This window comes from Lentzea roselyniae (assembly GCF_039537795.1).
Classification (GTDB): Bacteria; Actinomycetota; Actinomycetes; order Mycobacteriales; family Pseudonocardiaceae; genus Lentzea; species Lentzea atacamensis.
Genome location: NZ_BAABBE010000045.1, coordinates 1 through 18,915, shown reverse-complemented (window position 1 = coordinate 18,915; position 18,915 = coordinate 1). Strand labels below are relative to the sequence as shown.

Annotated in this window: 7 protein-coding genes and 3 pseudogenes; 4 read left to right on the top strand and 6 right to left on the bottom strand. The window is 68.1% G+C overall.

The window, feature by feature from the left end:
• Window positions 1-5: 5 nt before the first annotated feature.
• The gene (locus ABFX45_RS41875; RefSeq protein WP_346136514.1) at window positions 6-1,601 is read left to right on the top strand and encodes a GMC family oxidoreductase; all 1,596 of its coding nucleotides are present in this window, start codon (window positions 6-8) and stop codon (window positions 1,599-1,601) included.
• A gap of 39 nt (window positions 1,602-1,640) precedes the next feature.
• Here ABFX45_RS41875 and ABFX45_RS41870 read toward each other — a convergent pair whose 3' ends face one another.
• From ABFX45_RS41870 to ABFX45_RS41860, 4 genes and pseudogenes are all read right to left on the bottom strand, one after another.
• Window positions 1,641-2,660, bottom strand: a complete 1,020-nt coding sequence (locus ABFX45_RS41870; RefSeq protein WP_346136512.1) for a hypothetical protein — start codon at window positions 2,658-2,660, stop codon at window positions 1,641-1,643.
• 310 nt (window positions 2,661-2,970) lie between these two features.
• Window positions 2,971-3,549, bottom strand: a pseudogene (locus ABFX45_RS46690) (transposase family protein); the annotation flags it as partial.
• 72 nt (window positions 3,550-3,621) lie between these two features.
• A complete protein-coding gene (locus ABFX45_RS41865; protein ID WP_346136511.1) occupies window positions 3,622-4,005 on the bottom strand; it encodes an AfsR/SARP family transcriptional regulator in 384 nt (127 codons plus the stop codon).
• Window positions 4,006-4,205: 200 nt separating this feature from the next.
• A complete protein-coding gene (locus ABFX45_RS41860) occupies window positions 4,206-6,335 on the bottom strand; it encodes a hypothetical protein (RefSeq protein ID WP_346136510.1) in 2,130 nt (709 codons plus the stop codon).
• A 151-nt stretch (window positions 6,336-6,486) separates the two neighbouring features.
• Here ABFX45_RS41860 and ABFX45_RS41855 point away from each other — a divergent pair, with 151 nt between their 5' ends.
• Window positions 6,487-13,833 carry an SDR family NAD(P)-dependent oxidoreductase gene (locus ABFX45_RS41855; protein WP_346136508.1) on the top strand — a complete coding sequence of 2,449 codons (7,347 nt, stop codon included), beginning with the start codon at window positions 6,487-6,489 and terminating at the stop codon, window positions 13,831-13,833.
• A pseudogene (locus ABFX45_RS41850) lies at window positions 13,830-14,366 on the top strand (SDR family NAD(P)-dependent oxidoreductase); the annotation flags it as partial. The gene ABFX45_RS41855 and the pseudogene ABFX45_RS41850, both read left to right, overlap by 4 nt.
• Before the next feature lie 130 nt (window positions 14,367-14,496).
• Here ABFX45_RS41850 and ABFX45_RS41845 read toward each other — a convergent pair.
• Complete coding sequence (locus ABFX45_RS41845; protein WP_346136506.1) at window positions 14,497-16,701, bottom strand: MMPL family transporter; 2,205 nt, start codon at window positions 16,699-16,701, stop codon at window positions 14,497-14,499.
• A 56-nt stretch (window positions 16,702-16,757) separates the two neighbouring features.
• On the bottom strand, window positions 16,758-17,351 hold the full coding sequence (locus ABFX45_RS41840; RefSeq protein ID WP_346136505.1) for a hypothetical protein: 594 nt from the start codon (window positions 17,349-17,351) through the stop codon (window positions 16,758-16,760).
• A gap of 401 nt (window positions 17,352-17,752) precedes the next feature.
• On the opposite strand from ABFX45_RS41840, the pseudogene ABFX45_RS46685 reads away from it, so the two are divergent.
• Window positions 17,753-18,066, top strand: a pseudogene (locus ABFX45_RS46685) (IS982 family transposase); the annotation flags it as partial.
• Between the last annotated feature and the right edge of the window lie 849 nt (window positions 18,067-18,915).

The following is an 18,915-nucleotide window of genomic DNA, read 5'->3' as shown; positions in this document are numbered from 1 at the left end:
CAGCGATGCAGCGAACCTTCGACTATGTGATCGCCGGAGCGGGCTCGGCGGGCTGCGTGCTCGCGAACCGGCTCTCCGAGGGCACCGGCGCTCCGCACGTCGCGCTGCTCGAGGCCGGCGGACCCGACACAGCGCCGGAGATCAGGATTCCGTTCGCCTTCCACGAGCTGTTCAAGACGGAGTACGACTGGAACTACACCACCACCCCGCAGAAGGAGCTGTGTGGACGCGAGCTGTACTGGCCCCGGGGCAAGACGCTGGGCGGATCCTCGTCGCTGAACGCCCAGATGTGGATCCGCGGTCACCGTGCGGACTTCGACGGCTGGGCCGAATCCTGCCCAGGCTGGTCCTATGACGTCGTGGCCCCCTACTTCCGGCGGGCGGAGCGACGCGCGGGCAGCAACGCCGACGGCGTGTACGGCTCCTCGGGTCCACTGTGGATCTCCGAGCTGCGCAGCCCGAGTCCGGTCACGCGGGCGTTTCTCCGAGCGGCCGAGGACCTCGGGCTCACCCGGTCCGGAGAGTTGAACCAGCCCGACAACACCGGGTTCTTCGCGACGCCGGTGACGCAGCGCCGCGGCCGCAGGTGGAGCACGGCCGACGCATATCTTCGCCCGGCGCTCAGCCGCGCGAACCTCCACCTCGTGACGACCGCGCACGTACAGCGGGTGCTGCTCGACGGAACTCGCGCGATCGGCGTGGAGTACCGGGACACCGACGGCCAAATCCGCCGGGTGGGCGCGCGACGGGAGGTGATCCTGAGCGCGGGCAGCATCGGCTCGCCGCAGCTGCTGATGTTGTCCGGCATCGGTGACACCGCCCACCTGAGACATATCGGCATCACGGTCCGGTGTGCTCTGCCCGGTGTCGGCCGCAACCTGCAGGACCACCTCGCCGTCGGTGTCTACCGGCACTGCCCGAGACCGGTCACCGCGGCGGTCGGCGCGGACAGCGTGCTGAGTCTCCTGCGTTACTACCTGGCCAAGCGCGGCAAGCTCACGTCGAACATCGGTGAAGCGGTGTCGTTCATCCGCAGCGATCCCGGCCTGTCGGCGCCGGATCTGGAACTGGCGTTCGCGCCGCTGCCCTACATCGACCACGGCTTCGGATCACCCGCGACGCACGGAATCTCCATCGGAGCGGTGCTGATGCTGCCGAAGAGCAGCGGCCGGATCACCCTGGCCAGCCCGGATGCGGCCGTCTCTCCCGTCATCGATCCGCATTACCTCGAGGATCAGGCGGACCTGGACACGCTGATCGTCAACGTCCGACTGGCCGAACGGCTGCTCAACACCAACGCACTTCGCCTCTACGCCGGCGCGCCCATGGATCCCTACCCCGGTCCGGTCGGCGACGACGAGCTGGGCAAGTACATCCGGGCGCACTCGCAGACCCTGTACCATCCGGTTGGGACGTGTCGTATGGGCACAGACGACAACGCGGTCGTAGACCCGTGGCTGCGGGTCCGCGGGGTCCACGGCCTGCGCGTGGTGGACGCCTCGGTCATGCCGCGCATCACCCGGGGGCACGTGCACGCGCCAACGGTGATGATCGCGGAACGCGCCGCCGACTTCATACGCGACACGGAGGCTGCGGGTTGATCGTCGATTCCGCAGCCCCGTGTTCGTCACCGCTGATGATCAATTGAGTTCGCAGATGGAGGGGCCGCCGCTGGCGGTGGCCACACCATCCTCGGCGTTGCTGGCGATCACGTTGTCGGTGTTCTCGAAGGTGGTACCGGGTTTGAAGGTCGTGAGACCGTTGGGGAACGTGATGCTGTGCGCGATCTTGGCCGTGAACGTGCCTCCTGATGCGGTCGCGTCAGCCGTTCGAGGTGCCTCTGTGGCGAGAATGACGATGACGGCCTGACCGTTCTGTCCCGACAGGTCAACGGTGTGCAGTCCGCCGGTGTCGGACAGGTTCACTGTTCCGTTCGGCCAGTGCACGCCGGTGATCGTGTTGGTCCACGACACAGTCAGGTCGTTGCCAGGGCCCTTGGTGATCTTGCACGCGCTCGGCTTCGACGTGATGCGAGGCAATCCGGGGTCCTGGTACCACTGAATCGTGCCCCGGATGACGTCGTACTTGATGGAGCTGTTGAGGAAACATCCTCCGTTGTGCTGCTTGCCGTTGCGGTCGAACTGCTCGATGGTGGCGATTTCAATTTTCCACGGGACTCCAGCGAGGACACCGCTCAGGGATACCCCTTCGAATTCGAAGCCGTTGCTGCTGGCGACGATGTGCCAGTCGAACGTGTTGGTGCCCGCGAGGCTGCCGTCCTTGTTGTGCCAGGAGCCCGTGCCCCCTCCGGCACCCTGCAACTCCAAGCAGTTGTTCACACCCTCGGAGTCGTTGCTGGCGACGAAGTGTGCGCCGCCGATGTTGGAAAAGGCCGGGTTCGTCGACGTGCAGTTGAAGGCGTCGGCGTGGCTGCCGTCGAATTCGACCAGCTGCGGGCGCCAGCTGATCTCCGGGGTGAACATCCCAACGATCTCGATCGCGCAGGTCAGGTATACCTGGGTCGAGGGTGTGGTCGACCCTGCGGACGCTGGTTCCGCGCTGGCCACGCTGGCGCTGGACAGGCTCAGCCCGAGCAACCCCGCACCGATCATCGCCGCGATCCGCTCGCCTCTTCGTCTTGTCGTTCTGGCACCGGTCATGATTGATCCTCTTGATCTCTGATTGTGACGGAAACGGAATGTGAGTTCTTTTCAGGATTTTTGAGCGCTGACTGGGTTACGTCCGTTAATGGTCGGCGGCCGGAATTCTTTGGGCGAATCAAAAATGTACGGTTGCCAGCTCCCGGAGTCTATGGGCCGATCTGGTGATATAGCTGCGGTGAATGTTGTTCACAAAACTTCTTCACGACCTATGCGCCACCAGCTCGGCTCGACCCCGGCTACGCCTGCCAGGTTGAAGGGACCACCGTTTCGCACGAGCTGGTACTCCAGCCGTAGATCGTGATCTTGACGGTTCGTGGCCCAATTGCCGCGGGTGGTGGACTTGCTGGGTTCGGTATTGGTGTCGCCTGCGCCAGTACGGCCACCGCAGGACGTGCCCGATGTTCGCGGTCGGGCGAGCGTGGGCACGTGTAGAGATGACGGATCTCGTCGAGTGTCAACGGAATCAGTCTGGCCGGGGTGGACTGGCGCGAGCCGTGACGGTCGTGATGGCCAGGAACAGATGCGCGAGCAGCACCAGGGTCGCGTCCAGCGGTACCAGGAGATCCGGACCCGACGCTGGTGTTCATCCAGCCGGTCTGGCCCTTCGAGGTCTGAAACGACTCCTCGATCGTCGACCAGCGCCCGGCTACGCGCGCCAGGACCGGCAGGGCTACCCAGTGGGGTGAATAGCAGCGGTAGAAGACCGGCTCGCCGGTGCGGCGGTGTCGGCGTACCAGCAGCGACCGGATCCCCACGGGTATGGTGTGGCCAGTGTCGGTGATGGTGATCCGGGCCCAGTCGTAGAACCGGTGCCCATCCGCGCCCTGCCCGGCCAAAGGCGCTGCCAGGCGCGTTTCGGCAGCCCCGCCACCAGCTCGTCGGCCCGCTACCAGCCGGCTTCCACGACGCGCTCGACGCCGTCCACCAGGCGCGACGGCACCTACCGGCCTGAGCCAAGTCAGGCCGGCGTGCACCCGGCTTGAAACCGGAAAAAGAGACTTACGTCCTGGGTGAGGATGGCACGCTCGCATTCTTGTGCGACAGGTGACGGTTCCAGGCCCAGTTCCTGCGTCGACCACTGACGCAACTCGCGATAGACCCGCAAGGCGTCGGCCTGTCTGCCGGACCGGCACAGCGCGATCATCAGCTGCCGCCAGAAGTGCTCGTGCGACGGATATCTCGCCACGCTCTCGCGCAGCCTCGGAACGATCTCCATGTCATGCCCGAGGCGCATTTCGTTGTCGAACAACCACTCCAACGCGATCAGACGCGCCTCGTCGTACGCCGCGGGTGCCGCCCGGCACAGACGACCGCGTACCTGACCACCGAAAGCCGCGGTCAACGCCTTCCTCCGGAGCGTGTGTCCGAACCAGTCGCAGCGGAGTCTGTCGCCCTGCTCAGGGCGAGCAGGCGTCGGGCGGCGGGGACGGCACGGCTGTAAGGGCCCAGGCAGGCTCGCATCGACCGCACTAGGGCATCGGCGCGGGCAGAGTGCAGGTATGGATAGGTGCAGCAGCAACGCCCGTGTCCAGTGCGACGGCGTCAGACTGCGGAAGCGACGGGTTCCCGCCACCACATCAGCGGTGCTGGTGGCTGCGCCACCACGCCGTGACTGATCAGCTGCGCGAGCACACCCCCAAGTGTCCGGGTCGTGACGGTGTCGACGCGATCCAAGGTCTCGGCGAGATGAGGGCTGTTGGCTAGGATTTCACCGATCCAGCGGGTGCACGTACCTCCTGGCCCCACTTCGAGGAAGTATCGGTATCCCTGGGCGTAAGCGGCGCGGATCAGACGGGGGAAGTCCACGGTCCGCGTGGCGAGAGCCGCGGCGAGCCGTGCGGGATCGATGGTGGTGAGCGTGTCGTAGCTGACCATGCTGAACAGCTGCGGGGCTCTGGCCGGTGCCGCCTGCGGGCGGGTCAGCAGGGGTGCCAGGTCGGCCGGGTCCACGAGTGGGCAGTGCATGACGTATCGCGTGGCCGACGGCATCGCCGGCCGGTCCAGTTTCGCCACGAGCTGCCGGCACTGCTGGGGATCTCCCGCGATCACGGCCTCCGCCGGTGTGTTGATCTGGGTGAGGAAGACCCTGTCGTACTGGCCGACGAGTTCGCGGACGACGCTGGTCTCGGCGAAAACGACGATGCTCAGCCACAGATCCGTGTCGGGCACACTCGGTGGCACGGACCACCGTTCCCGGACAGCGTGCATGGGGCCGCCGAGGCGTTCGAGGTAGAGCCTGGTCACCTCATCCTGCAGCCGGCCGTCGTCCGCCAGAGACCAGCGTCCCGTGGCGAACAACGCGTTGATCTCCCCGAGGCTGCACCCGACGGTGCCGTGCACCGGCACGCCCAGCAGCCCCGCGACCGCTTCGGTTTGCACGCAGGCGAAGGCCGCGGCGATGGAGACCGCGGCGGGCGCGTCCGCGAGCAGGTCCGCGAGCAATCGCGCCGACTTTTCCTGGCAGGTCGGTCTGTTGCCCCGTTCGTAGATGCGGCGATGGTGGCGATGGGCGGTTTCCGGCACCACGCCCAGGGTTGACTCCAACCACGGCATCAGGGCGGGAAAACAGCGGACCAGGTCCGCGCCGACGGTCGGGTATGCCGTCAGGACTCCCGGATAGATCAGCGCCACTTTGCCGCCGGCGCCGATCGGGCGTGGTGTGAAGAAGCTGCCGGCCGGAGTCGACCAGGTCTGTCCCCGCGGATGACACTCGGACAGGCGCTGTCTGGCCGAATCCGCCTCGGCGGCCAGGGCGTCACCACTGCCCGCGGACAACACGACCCGCAGATGTCCCTGACGGAGGCGGTTCTCGTCGGCGAGGGCGGCCGGGTGCGTGCCACGCCGCAACTCGGCGCTCACCTCCGCCAGTGCGGCGAGCAGGTCCGCCGGGCCCGTTCCGGTGACGGGCAGCAGGAATGCTCCGCCCGCCCGGTCCCAGTCGACTTGGACGACTTCACCCCGCACAGCTGCCCCGGTGAGCACCGCGAAGGTGCCTGCGGCGTCGCTCACGACGGCGCGGCGGGGCCTGCTCGGGTCGGCGCGCAACCACGGTCTGCTGCCCTTGGGCAGGTAGAAGCTCGACCCTTGCGGCACCACCACCTGACTGACCGCGGGCAGATAGGTGTGGTGCAGTGCATCAGCCGCACGGAGCAGGGCGCTGAGCATCCCGGTTCCAGGCGGCAGAACATCTAGAACGGTGTGGGCAGTACCGATGTCGCACGCGTCCCACACCCGTGCCAGGCCCGACAGCACCACGGCGGGCGTGTCGGTCGGTGTGACGAGCACGTACTCGACTTCTCCCGCCGCGACTTCACCCTCGTCCAATGTGGACCTGACAGAGGCGGCCGTCGTGTCCGGATCGGACACGTCGTCCGAACAGAGCGCGTCCAGGAACGCATAGACCTGGCGGCCCTCGGTCGCGAGGACCAACGCCACGTCCGCGTCGGCGATGACGGCGGCGTCGGTGTCCCCGCGGCGCAGGAGGTTCACGGCCTCCACCAGCGCCGAGGACGTATCCGCAGGCGAACCGGCGACGGTGACCACCGCGCAACGGTCTCGCGCGGACGGCTCCAGCCCGGCGTCGCACAGAGCCTGGTCGATCGATGTGCCGCTACCCGCGCAGGAAGCCATCCCCACGATGCCGGGCCTGGGGACGGAGGACTGCTCGCTCATGTCGCTTCCCTCCGTTTGCCCCGTGCCGCGGATGCACCCAGAATCTGGAACCTACAGCAGGAAGCCAACTGAACATGTGTGATCGGCATCAGCCCATCGGGTTGTGTCTTGATTTGGCGCTTGTGGACGTTCGATGGGAACGGAGCAGCGAATGGGCGGGGCATCCGGTGACCGGATCAGCACTGACGAGAGCATCGCGATCATCGGAGCGTCCTGCCGGTTACCCGGTGGCGTCGCGTCACCTGCGGATTTCTGGTCGGCGTTGCGCGACGGACGGGACCTGATCAGCGACGAACCGCCGGAACGCTTCAGGGCGGGCAGATTCCTGGACAGACCGGGCCGACCGGGCAAGACCTACAGCGTCAGCGCCGGTTTCCTCGACGACGTGGCGCAGTTCGACGCCGGGTTCTTCGGCATCTCGCCGCGCGAGGCGGGCCGGATGGACCCGCAGCAGCGGCTGGCTCTCGAACTGACCGTGGAAGCGCTGGACGACGCGGGCCTCGACCCCGGTGTGCTGGCGGGCACGGACACCTGTGTCTACGCCGGTGTGTCCAGTTTGGACTACGGCGTGTTGCAGCAGTCCGCGCCAAAGGAGATCAACTCGCACACCCTTCTCGGCACTACCCTGGGCAACGTGGCGTTGCGGGTGTCCTATGTGTTCGATCTGCGTGGGCCGAGCATGGCTGTCGACACCGCGTGCTCGTCAGCGCTGGTCGCGCTGCATCAGGCATGCCAGGCGTTGCGCACCGGGGAAAGCCGGACGGCGCTGGCCTTTGGCGTCAACGTCCTGCTGAACCCGCTCAGCTTCGTCGCGTTCTCCCAGGCACGCATGCTGTCCAAACGCGGTCGCTGTCAGACGTTCGCTGGCAACGCCGACGGCTACGTGCGGGCCGAGGGGGGCGGCCTCGTCGTCCTCAAACGGCTGTCCGACGCGGTGGCCGACGGAGACCGGATCCACGCGGTGCTGCTTGGCACGGCGACCAACTCGGACGGTCGCACCGCAGGCATGGCGTTGCCGAGCCGGTTGGCGCAGCGGGAGTTGCTGTGTCAGGTCTACCGGCGCGCTGGGGTGGATCCGGACGAGCTGGTGTACCTGGAGGCGCACGGCACCGGCACGCCGGTCGGCGATCCGATCGAGTGTCGCGCGATCGGGGAGGCGCTGGCGCTGCGGCGTACCGCAGGTCCGCTCCCGATCGGCTCGGTGAAGACCAACCTGGGCCATCTGGAACCGGCGTCCGGGATCGTCGGGTTGCTCAAGGCGATGCTGGTGCTGCGGCACCGGACCATTCCCCCGTCGCTGTACGCGGACTCACCCAGCCCGGAGATCGACTTCGCCGGTCTCCGGCTGGCCCCCGCGGTGCGGGCGTTTTCTTTCCCGGAGACCGGCCGGGCCGTGATCGGGGTGAACTCGTTCGGGTTCGGTGGCGCCAACGCCCACGCGATCGTCGCCGCGCCACCGGCCGCACTGCCGTCTGAGGCGTCCGTCGCCACCCGGCTGCCGCTGGTGGTTTCCGCTCGTTCCGAGGCGGCGCTGCGCGTGGCGGTCGACCGCTACGCCGAGCGGCTGGATTCCGCCACACACGAGGAGTTCTACGACCTGTGCTGGACCGCGGTCCGGCGCCGTGGCTTGCACGACCGCCGGGTGGCCGTCCTGGCGGCCTCACCGGGTGACGCCGCTCGTCGGCTGCGGCTGGTGGCCGACGGTGCGGCGGCGACCGGCGCTGTGTCGGCGAACGCGGTGCGTGCGGGCCGGATCGCGTTCGTGTTCTGCGGGAACGGGTCGCAGTGGGCCGGGATGGGCGCGGACCTCCTCACTGGTGACGCGGCCTTCCGCGCGGTGGTCAAGCAGGTCGACGACCTGCTGCGGCCACAGCTCGGGTGGTCGGTGGTGGAGGAACTGCGGGCGGGTGCTGACCGTTCACGATTGGCAGATACGTTCGTCGCCCAGCCCGCGCTTTTCGCCGTGCAGGTCGGTGTGGTGGAAAGCCTGCGAGAGCGGGGAATCGAGCCGGAGGCCGTCGTCGGGCACAGTGTCGGCGAAGTTGCGGCGGCCTACGCCTGCGGGGCGTTGAGCCTCGACCAGGCGGTACAGGTGATCGCTGAGCGAGCCGCGGCCCAAGCACCGACCGCGGGCGCCGGCCGGATGGCGGCGGTCGGGCTCCCCCCGGAGGAAGCGGAGGCGGTGCTGGCGTCCTACGGCGGCCGGCTGGGGCTGGCAGCGGTGAACACCGACCGGGACGTGACGGTCTCCGGCGACGCCGACGCCCTGGAACGGCTGGGCCAGGAGTTGACCGCGCGGAAGGTCTTCTTCCGCGAGCTGGACGTGAACTATCCCTTCCACAGTCCGGCGATGGACGTCGTGGAGGCACCACTGCGGGCGCGACTCGCCGGGCTGCGCGGCGGGATGAACCACGCCCCGTTCGTCTCGACCGTGACCGGTGCGCCGGTACCCGGACCGGAACTCGACGCCGACTACTGGTGGCGCAACGTTCGCGAGCCCGTGCGGTTCGCCGACGCGGTGCGTCGCCTGCTGGCCGTAGGCGTGGACACCTTCGTCGAGATCGGACCACACCCCGTGCTCGGCGGCTACCTGCGCCGGCTGAGATCCGGTGACGTGCCGATCGCGGTGGTGCCGACCCTGACCCGCGACACCGGCGGTGAGGAGGCACTCGACACAACGGTGGCCTCGCTGATCGCCGCCGGCGCGCGAATCGACTGGAACCGCTACTTCCCGAGCGCGGGCCGGGTGGTGGATCTCCCGGCCTATCCGTGGCAGCGCGAGAGGCATTGGCACGGAGACCTGGAACGCTGGTATGGCGGCCCGATCGAGCACCCGCTGTTGGGCGAGCGGGACGACGTGCCGGAACCGAGCTGGCGCGGCACCGTCGAACCGGTGTCACTGCCCTGGTTGGGCGACCACGTGGTCGACGGTGCTGTCGTGATGCCGGCGGCGGGCTACGCGGAGATTGCGCTGGCCGCCGGTCGCCGTGCCGTGAACGCGCCCGTGGAGATCGACGCGCTGAACATCATGGCACCGCTGGTGCTTCCGTGGACCGACCAGACGATGGATGTCCGGCTGCACACCTCCGTGTCCGAAGAGGACGGTCTGATCCGGATCGCCGCCCGCACCGGTGACTCCGGACCGTGGCGGTTGCACGCCAGGGGCCGGGTGCGGCGGATGCTCGCACCACCACCCGCACCAGTGGACCTGTCCCTGTCCGGCGGCCGGCTCGACGGCGACGCCTTCTACGCCGCGGCGGCAGGACGCGGCATGGCGTACGGTCCGGCATTCCGGGTGCTGCGGGAGCTGTGGATCGGTGACAACGAGGTCGTCGCCCGCTATGCCTTCTCCACCGCCGAGTCCGGTCATGACGTGCACCCCGTGGTGCTCGACGGCGCCCTGCAGGCGGCCGCTCCCCTGGTGGCCGCCGCGACCGGCGGTCAGGCATGCCTTCCGGTCGCGGTGGACCGGGTCCGAGTGTGGCGTGAGCCCGCGGCGTCCGGCCTGATCCGGGTTCGCGGCGGGGCGGTCACGAGCAGAGATGTCACCGTCGACATCATCGTCTGCACGGAGTCCGGTGAGACGACCGTGGAGCTGCGCGGCTGCCGGCTGCGGCGGATGCCCGCAGCGACCTCCGTGCGGGTCGAGCGGCACGTCGGCGTGATGCGGGCGGCGCCTCGCCTGGCCGAGCCCGTCCCCGCGTGTCCGATGCCCACGCCACAGGAGATCGCCGCCGCGTCCAGGAACGCCGTGGCCGCTGTGTCCGAGGCCTGGCGATCGGTGATCCGGTACGACGAGTGGAAACCGCGATGGCTCGACTTCACCGCACGTGTGGTCGTCGACACGATGCGAAACCTGCTCCCCCACCGGGACTCGGTGTCCGTGGACGACCTCGTCGACGTGGGTGTGCTACCGCGGTATCGCCGGCTGCTGGAGAACGGCGCGGCGACGGCACAGGAACTCGGTCTGCTGCGTCTGAAGGACGGGCGGTGGCGCCCGACGTGTGAGGGCGACGCCTTGGCACGGTTCACCGACATGGTGCGGGATTTCCCGGAACGTGTCCCGACGTTGACCATTATGGGCCGGTGCGCGCGGAACATGAGCGCCATCCTGTGCGGTGAGCTCGACCCAGTGGACCTGATCTTCCCCGAGTACGCGCCGGACACCCTCGAGGGCGTTTACGACACCCAGCCGGAGATCCGCCTGTCCAACCTGGTCGCCCGCGAGCTGTGCCGGACCGCGGCCGAGCGATGGTCGCACGACAGGCCGTTGCGGATCCTCGAGGTCGGAGCGGGCACCGGAGGGTTGACCGCCTGCGTGCTCCCGGTGCTGCCGCGTGACCGGGCCCGGTACCTGTTCACCGACCGGTCCACCGCCGGTTTTCCGCGTGCGGCGGCGAGGTTCGCCGACTACGACTTCCTCGAGCACCAGCCATTCGACCTCAACCAGGATCCGGAGGCGCAGGGACTGCCGGAGGCGGGCTTCGACATCGTCATCGCCTCGCTCGCACTGCACACCGCCGGTGACCTCAGTGCAACGCTGGACAACATCGGCAGGTTGCTGGGCGACGACGGTCTGCTGCTGGCGGTCGAGGCCTACGACACGCGGATGATCGCCCCGTTGTTCGGGCTCCTGGACGACTTCTGGGCGTTCACCGACACCGCCCTCCGACCGTCCTCACCGCTGCTGAACCGCACCGGCTGGACGGACCTGCTCACCGCGCGCGGATATGCTGACGTCGTCGACGCCGAGGCGGGCACGGAAGACTTCGGGGTCATGCTCGCCCGGCGCCCGGCACGGGCCGAACCCGTCCGGCTCCCGGTGCCCGCGCGCCGCGGAGGTGATCACTGGATCGTGCTGGCCGAGCCAGGCTCCGACTCCGCTCAGGGACACCGCCTCGCCGATGTGCTGGGCGCGAACGTGGCGGAGGCGATCCCCGACGAGTGGGACCTGCCAGCCGGTACTCGCTCGTTCGGAATTGCGGTGCTCTTCGACGAGGTCTCCGGGCTCACCGAGACAGACCTCACGACCCGGCGAGCCATGATGCTGCGTTCGGTCGCCGCCGCCTGCGCACGTGTGCCGGAGGACGTCAAGGTCACGATGTGGGTGGTGACCAGGCCTTCAGGGGCGCAACCGGGCCCGGAGTCCCCGGCGTCGCCCGTGGACGCGGCGGTGTGGGGAATGACCCGCACGCTCGCGAACGAACAGCCCCGGCTGGTGGTGCGCCGCATCTCCCTGGAGCGTGGCGAAGACCCGGTGTCCGACGTCCTGCGTCTGGCCACGGAGTTGCTGGACCCGGCGACCGATGACGAGATCGTGCTCACCAGGTCGGGGCGGTTCGTCCCGCGCATGGTGGACCTGGAGCGGACCACCTGCGTCAACCCTGCGGCGTACTCGCTGCGCCTGCGGGACCAGGGGCCGTCCTATCGGCTCGACTGGACTGAAGCCGACGTGCCGGTGCCGGCGCCGGACGAGGTCGTGATCGCCGTCCGCGCTGCCGCGTTGAACTATCGCGACGTCATGTGGTCCACCGGTCTCCTTCCGGCAGAAGCCATGGCCGGCACCGTGGCCGGACCCTTGGGGCTGGAATGCGCGGGTGTGGTCACCGCGATGGGCTCAAACGTGACGGGCTTCGCTGCTGGAGACCGGGTCTTCGCGTTGGCGCCGTCCGCATTCGGTTCCCACGCCGTCACCAAGGCCGCCTCGACCGGACGGATGCCAGACGGGATGTCCTTCTCCGCCGCGGCGTCCCTCCCGGTCGCGTTCGTGACCGTCCACTACGGACTGGGGCACCTGGCTCGGCTGGGTGCGGGAGATGTGGTGCTCGTCCACGGCGCCGCGGGCGGCGTGGGACTCGCCGCGGTGCAGCACGCCCGGCTGGCCGGCGCCGAGGTCATCGCGACCGCGGGCACCCCGGAGAAGCGGGATTTGTTGCGGCTGCTGGGTGTCCGGCACGTTCTCGACTCGCGCTCCCTGAGGTGGGCGGACGAGGTCGCCGCGATCACCGACGGCCGAGGGGTGGACGTCGTGCTCAACTCGTTGAGCGGAGAGGCGATCTCCCGAGGACTCGAACTGCTGCGCCCGGGTGGCCGCTTCGTGGAGCTCGGCAAACGCGACCTTTACGAGAACCGGCGACTGCTCCTTCGCGCCCTGTGCAACGACATCAGTCTGTTCGCCGTCAACCTGGACGTCATGGCGACCAGCACACCCCGGCTGGCCCGCCTGGTCTTCTCGGACGTCGTCCGGCGGGTGTGGGCAGGCGACTACCGGCCGTTGCCGCACCGCACATATCCGGCCACACGGGTCGGCGAGGCGTTCCGGCTGCTCCAGCACTCGCGGCACATCGGCAAGGTGATCGTCACCTTCGACGAGCCCGTCCCGGTCGAACAACGGGTCCGGCCGTTCACGCTCGACGCCGACGCCACCTACCTGGTCGCCGGTGGTCTCGGCGGGTTCGGTGCGGCGACGGCCCGCTGGTTGGCTCAGCGCGGCGCCCGCCACCTGACCCTCGTCGGAAGACGGGGCGCGGCGTCCCCGGAAGCGTCCAGGTTGCTCGCGGAGTTGACGGACTCCGGTGTGACGGTGGCCGTGCACGCCGCGGACATCGCCGACCTCACGGCCATGCGCGCCGTGTTCGACGCCATCGACACGGGCACAAGGCCGCTGCGCGGTGTGATCCACTCCGCGATGGTCCTGGACGACGCTCCCCTGGCCGAACTGACCGAGCAGCGATTCCGCACCGGCCTGGCACCCAAGATGGCGGGCGGGCGCGTGCTCGACGTGCTGACCCTCGGCCACCCGCTCGACTTCTTCGTCGTGTACTCCTCGGGCCACGCGCACACCGGGCACCTGAACCAGACCAGCTACACCGCGGGCAACCTGTTCCTCGAGGCGCTGGTGCGGCAACGACGCGCGGCAGGACATCCGGGCACCGCGATGATCTGGGGCGCCATCGGAGAAGTCGGTCAGCTGGCCCGCGACACCGAGGTCGCCAGAGTGCTAGAAGGTCTCGGCATCCATCCGCTGCCGCCGTCCGACGCCTTCGCCAACCTGGAGGACGTACTCGTCGACGGCGTCGACGTCGCCATGGTGTGGCGCCACGATCGCAGCCGGCCACGCAAGCTGATCCCCGGCTTCGACGCTCCGCGTTTCGACACCCTCGCGCACGTCGGCACCGACACCGAGGACGCGCAGTACGAAGACCTGCGCACAACCCTGACGGCGATGGGCCAGGACGAGGCTGCCGGGGCGGTGACCACCGTCATGATCGACCTGATCGCCGGAGTGTTGCAGACCAAGCGCAACCGGCTGGACCCGGCGCGCCGCCTCGATCAGCTCGGCATGGACTCCCTGATGGCCGTGGAACTGGCCACGGCCATCAGCCGCCGGCTCGACGTGCGGCTCGCGGCGCCCGACATGATCGGGGTCGCCACCATCTCCGATCTGACCGCACTGGTGCTGAAGCGGTTGTCGGCGAACCTGGAGGTGGCGGGATGACCAAGCGGGCGCTGCACGGCAGCCGGGTGATCATCACAGGCGCGGCCGGAGCCTTCGGCGCCGCCACCACGGCGGCACTGCGCGAAGCAGGCGCACACGTCGCCGAACTGGGCCGAGTCGCGAACGGCGACATCATCGCCTGCGACGTCAGCGACGACAAGTCCGTCCGCACTGGCGTGGCCACGGCGATCGACCGGCTCGGCGGCGTGGACGTCCTGATCAACAACGCCGGCGTCGGCCTGCCGTGTGACGCCGGTGGCCCGGTCGACGACACCGTCCGGCGCACGATCGAGGTCAACCTGCTCGGCGCCTGGCGGGTCACCGCCGCTGCTCTGCCCGAGCTGCTGAAGTGTCCCGCCCCCCGCGTCGTCTTCGTTTCCTCGTTCCTGGCCTTTGTGAGCGTGCCCTTCGCCTCCGCCTACACAGTCGCCAAACGAGGCATGTGCGCCTACGCGGACTGCCTGCGCATCGAGTACGGACACCGGCTGAAGGTCACCACGGTGTGCCCCGGCTACGTCCGCACCCCCATCCACGAGGCCAGCCGTCGCGCCGGAGTGACGTTGGAAGGCAAGGTTCCCGCTGAACGCGTGGAGGACGTCGTCAGGACCCTGCTCAGGGTGCTGACCGCGAAGCGACCGCCCCGTGACGTCGGCACCGCCGCGTTCAGCGGCGCCGCTGTCCGGTTGGGACGACTGTTTCCCGGCGCTGTCGATCACATTGTTCGCGCCCGTCACTCGTTCGACCTGGCTCACGGTGTGTACGACGAGGTACCCCTCGCCCGGCGAACGAGGGCAGCCACCAGTTCGCGCGACCGAGGAGGCGCATCACCGCAGGGACCAGAATCAGCCTGACCACGGTGGCGTCCAGGACGATCGCCACGATCATTCCGACACAGAGCTCCTTCAGCAGCAGCACATCGCTGCTCAGGAAACCCACGCCGACGGTGCACACGACGAGTGCCGCGGCGGTGATGATCGGTCCGGACCGGCGCACACCCTCGGCCACCGCGGTCTCGTTGTCGCCGGATTCGTCGTACTCCTCCCGCACCCGGCACAGTAGGAACAACTCGTAGTCCGTCGCCAGCGCGATGACGATGGTCAGCAGGACCACCGGGAGGAACAGGTCGATGTGCGGGACTGGTGTCGCGCCCACCAGCCAGGCGAGATGGCCGTCCTGGAAGACCCACGTGACGGCACCGAAGGCCGCACCCAGCGACAGCGCGTTCACCACGAGCGCTTTCACCGGCAGCACGATGGACCGCAGCGCCACCGCCAGCAGCAAGAACGACATCACGGCGATGTACAGCAGCGCCCAGCCCAAGCGCTGGAAAGCCCGGTCGATGGTGTCCACGGACATGGCGGCTTCGCCGCCCACCAGGTTCTCCCCACCCGGCGGCGCGGGCAGCGCCCGCAACCGGCGGATCACCTCACGCGTGTCGCCTCCGGCGGGAGCGGCGAGGTAGATCACCGCCGTCCGGTCGCGAGTGGCCACGACCATGCCCGTCTCGACCCCCGGCACCGTCAGCAGCCGGCCCCGCCACTGGTCCAGATCGCGTTCACCCGCCGGACCGTCCAGAGGGTTCGCGAACGTCGTCGTCAGCTGGATCGCACTCATCGAGGCGACACCGAACTCGCTTCGCAGCTGCGTCGCCGCGATCCTGGCGGATGCCTTCTCCGGCAGCACGGTCTCGTCCGCGGTCGCGAACCGGGTGTGGAAGAACGGCACCGCCAACAGCAGCAGTACCGCGATCGCCACGGCCGCGCAAGGCAGCGGATCGCGCATCACCGCCCGCGCCAGCCGAGCCCACCGCGGGCCTCCTTCCGCCAGCGACAAGGCATCACGCTTGCGGCCGAAAGCGAGTGCGTTGACCCGCGGCCCGAGCACCACGAGCATCGCGGGCAGCACGGTGACCGCGAGCACGGCACCCACCGCGGCGGCGATAGCCGCGCCGATCCCCAGGCTGCGCACAAACCCCAACGGGAAGAACAGGTTGGCCGACACGATCGCGCTGATCGCGATGCCCGAGCAGAACACCGTTCGCCCGGCCGTCGTCATGGTCGGCATGATCGCAGCCGCTGGGCTCGGCCGGCGAAGGAGTTCCTCCCGGAAACGGCTGACCACGAACAGCGCGGCGTCCGTCCCCACCGCCAGTGCGATCGCCACGATCGCGTTCAGCACCGCGAAGTTGATTGCCGTCACCTCGGTGACCAAGCGCAGCACCGCCAAGGTGACCACTGTGGTGAGGCCGCCGAGAAGGACCGGTAGCAACGCGGCCACCACACCGCGGAACACCACGACGAGCACCAGCATGATGAGCGGCAAGGTGATCAGGCCCGCTCGGTGGACATCGGCGGTGGTGCGCTCAGCCACTTCTTCCAGCACTGCGACCGGACCGGTGTAGGACAGCTCGAAGCCGTCGGCGACCAGGCCGTCCCTCAGTTGTTGGTAGCTCGCCGCCCGCGCGTCTTCATCGGCGCCGGCGAGCATTACGACCACGGCCGCGGCGTGGAAGTCCTCGCTGATCAGGCCTGGGTTCTGTGTGGTCCAGTAGGACATCGCCGAGGTGATCACCCCGGCAGGCGCGGTGGCGAGCGAACGTTCCACACCAGCGCGGAATGCAGGGTCGTCGATGGTGTGGAGCCGCGAATGGCGGTAGATCACGACCACGTCGACGGCGCCGGTTCCCACTCGGTCCCGGATCGCTTGGATCGCCTGGGCCGACTCGGAATCCGCAGCCAGGTACCCACCGTGGGCGAGCCGTTCGGGCAGGCTCAGCGCGCCCGGTGCGCCGAGCACCGCGAGTCCCAGCGCGACGGCCAGCACAGCGTGGCGAAGCCTGGTGATGGCGAGACCGAGCCGTCCGAACATGCCACCTCCACAGGAGGGGTGGGGCACATCTGTGCCCCACCCCGGCGTTGTCGTGATCAGCTACCGTCGCTCGCCGTGGCCGAACCGTTGCCGTTGCTGGTCGATCCGACGGGGCCGGCCGTGATGCACGCCGTGCCTATGCCCGTGACGGAGGTGGCGTCTCCGCTGCCGAAGATGCCGGTGCCCGGCCCGCTGGTCACCTTGCCGGTGCCGGCACCTACGAGCACTCCGCCGTCGCCCGTCCGCACGACGTTGTAGTCGCCGGAGATCGCGCTGTTCCCGAACGAGCTCTTGAAAGTGGCCGTGTACTTGCCGACGATCTTGGCGCATTCAGTCGAGGAAAGCGTTCCCGTGCCGCTGAAACTTCCACCGGTGAACCCGTTGACCGTCGACTTGCACGAGGTGGTATCGCCAGTCACCTTGTACTTGATCGGCTTGCCGGGTTCCTGGGGGTCCTGCGCCTGCGTGGACGCGATGTTGAACGTGCACGTGCCCGAGTCGGCTGATGGCCGCGCGCTTGCCGCCGGCGTCGCTCCCTGCGGTATCACCGCCTGCACGACGCCACCGACGGCAAACACCAGCAACCCCAGGGCGGCCACGTACAGCACTCCCTTGCCCGAACGAAGCTCGAAACCCCGTCTTGCTTCCATCTGTTCCTCCCATTGACTTCGCTTCACCACGCGCGATGGACGGCCCATCACGAACCGAAGGAGGGACCCGAACGCATGAAGACACCGGAGCCAGAACCGGAGAAAGACTCAACCCGCACACGCCGTCCCAGGTAACGAACGCAAGAAAAATTCACCCCGCATCCCCGCGTCAACCCGCATCACAACCCCTGCCACAGATTCCAGCCTCGACCAGTTTCGCAATCTTCACCAGCACCCGACGAATCGTCAACGCGAGTCGCCCAGCCGGTTCCGAACGCTGCTCAACAGCTCGAATTTCGACCTCTCAGCTGGCGATCTTGTTTTCTTTCCGCTATTTTCTCGCGACCATCAGGTCCGGCTGGGTACCCTGAAGGTTGTCCCGTAATGATCAAGAATGGTCCCGAGCCGGGCGCCCACCACGGTTGACCGACGCCGAGCTGCTCACCCTCGCCGTGGCCCCAGCGTTGCCGGTATCCGCTCCGAGGCCCGCCGGCTGCGGTTCTCGCCCCGACATCTGCCCGGCGCTTTCGCTTATCTGCCACAGCAATCCGACTGCAACAAGCGGCTGCGCACAGCAATCCCGCTACTCAAGAAGGTGATCCGGCTGCTCGCCAGCGACCCCGATCTGTGGACCGATACGATCTGGGTGGTCGACTCGACGCCGGTCAAGTGCGCCCGCTCAGTCGAAACAGCACGATTGCCTAGCATGACAGGACCACCGTGCGCAAGCGAAACAGCAGCTCATGGGACCCGCATCGATTCTGGCGCCGTACACGGTTGGCCGCTCGGCGATGCATCATCGGCAAAAGTCCGATACACACGAGGTTCGGCTTAACAAACGTCACCATCGACGGTACACCGGGGTGACAACCATCACCGTCACCCGTTTGATCGACGTGCCTGGACGCGCCTGACGGAACCGGTTTGAATGCCAGTCAGCATGCAGATGCCCGGCCAACGAGGAGTAGTGAATTCTATGAAACGAAAGCGTGTCGCCACTGCTGCCGCCGCAGGAACAGTGTTGATGGGGTTGCTTGTCTCAGCACAGGTCAGCGCTGCCGAGCCGTCTCAGCACGCTCCGCAAGCAGAATGCAAAAGCGGTCAAGTCACACCGAAGCTGAAGATCGGGGCGCAAAAGTATCAGCACCCCAGGAAGGATCAAGTCTTCCTCCGCACCGGCGAAGTCTGGCCGTACGGGTCGTGTATAGACAGCAAGGCAGGCGTCTCCCCGGCAGACTGGGGACAAGGGAGGGCGTGCAACCTGGAACGGGACGGGGGAAGATGGGGTCGCGAGTGGCAGAACGGTTGCTCCGCCGGGGGTCACATAGTCCTTTTTTCAAAGTACTTCTATGCCTCCACCGAGGCGTTCGGCCCAAAGGAGGGCGAGGAATACTGGTACGATTCGGACGAGATTATTCGAATTGAGTGAACATCCATTGAGGTGATCTCACCAACGGAGATTCTCGCGCTGAACGCCTGACGTGCGCGGGAGCGCGTGGCCGTGCGTCGCGACGGGTTGCAGGGCCTGGAAGAAGAAGGACGGGGAGTCCTGGTAGGACTGGAT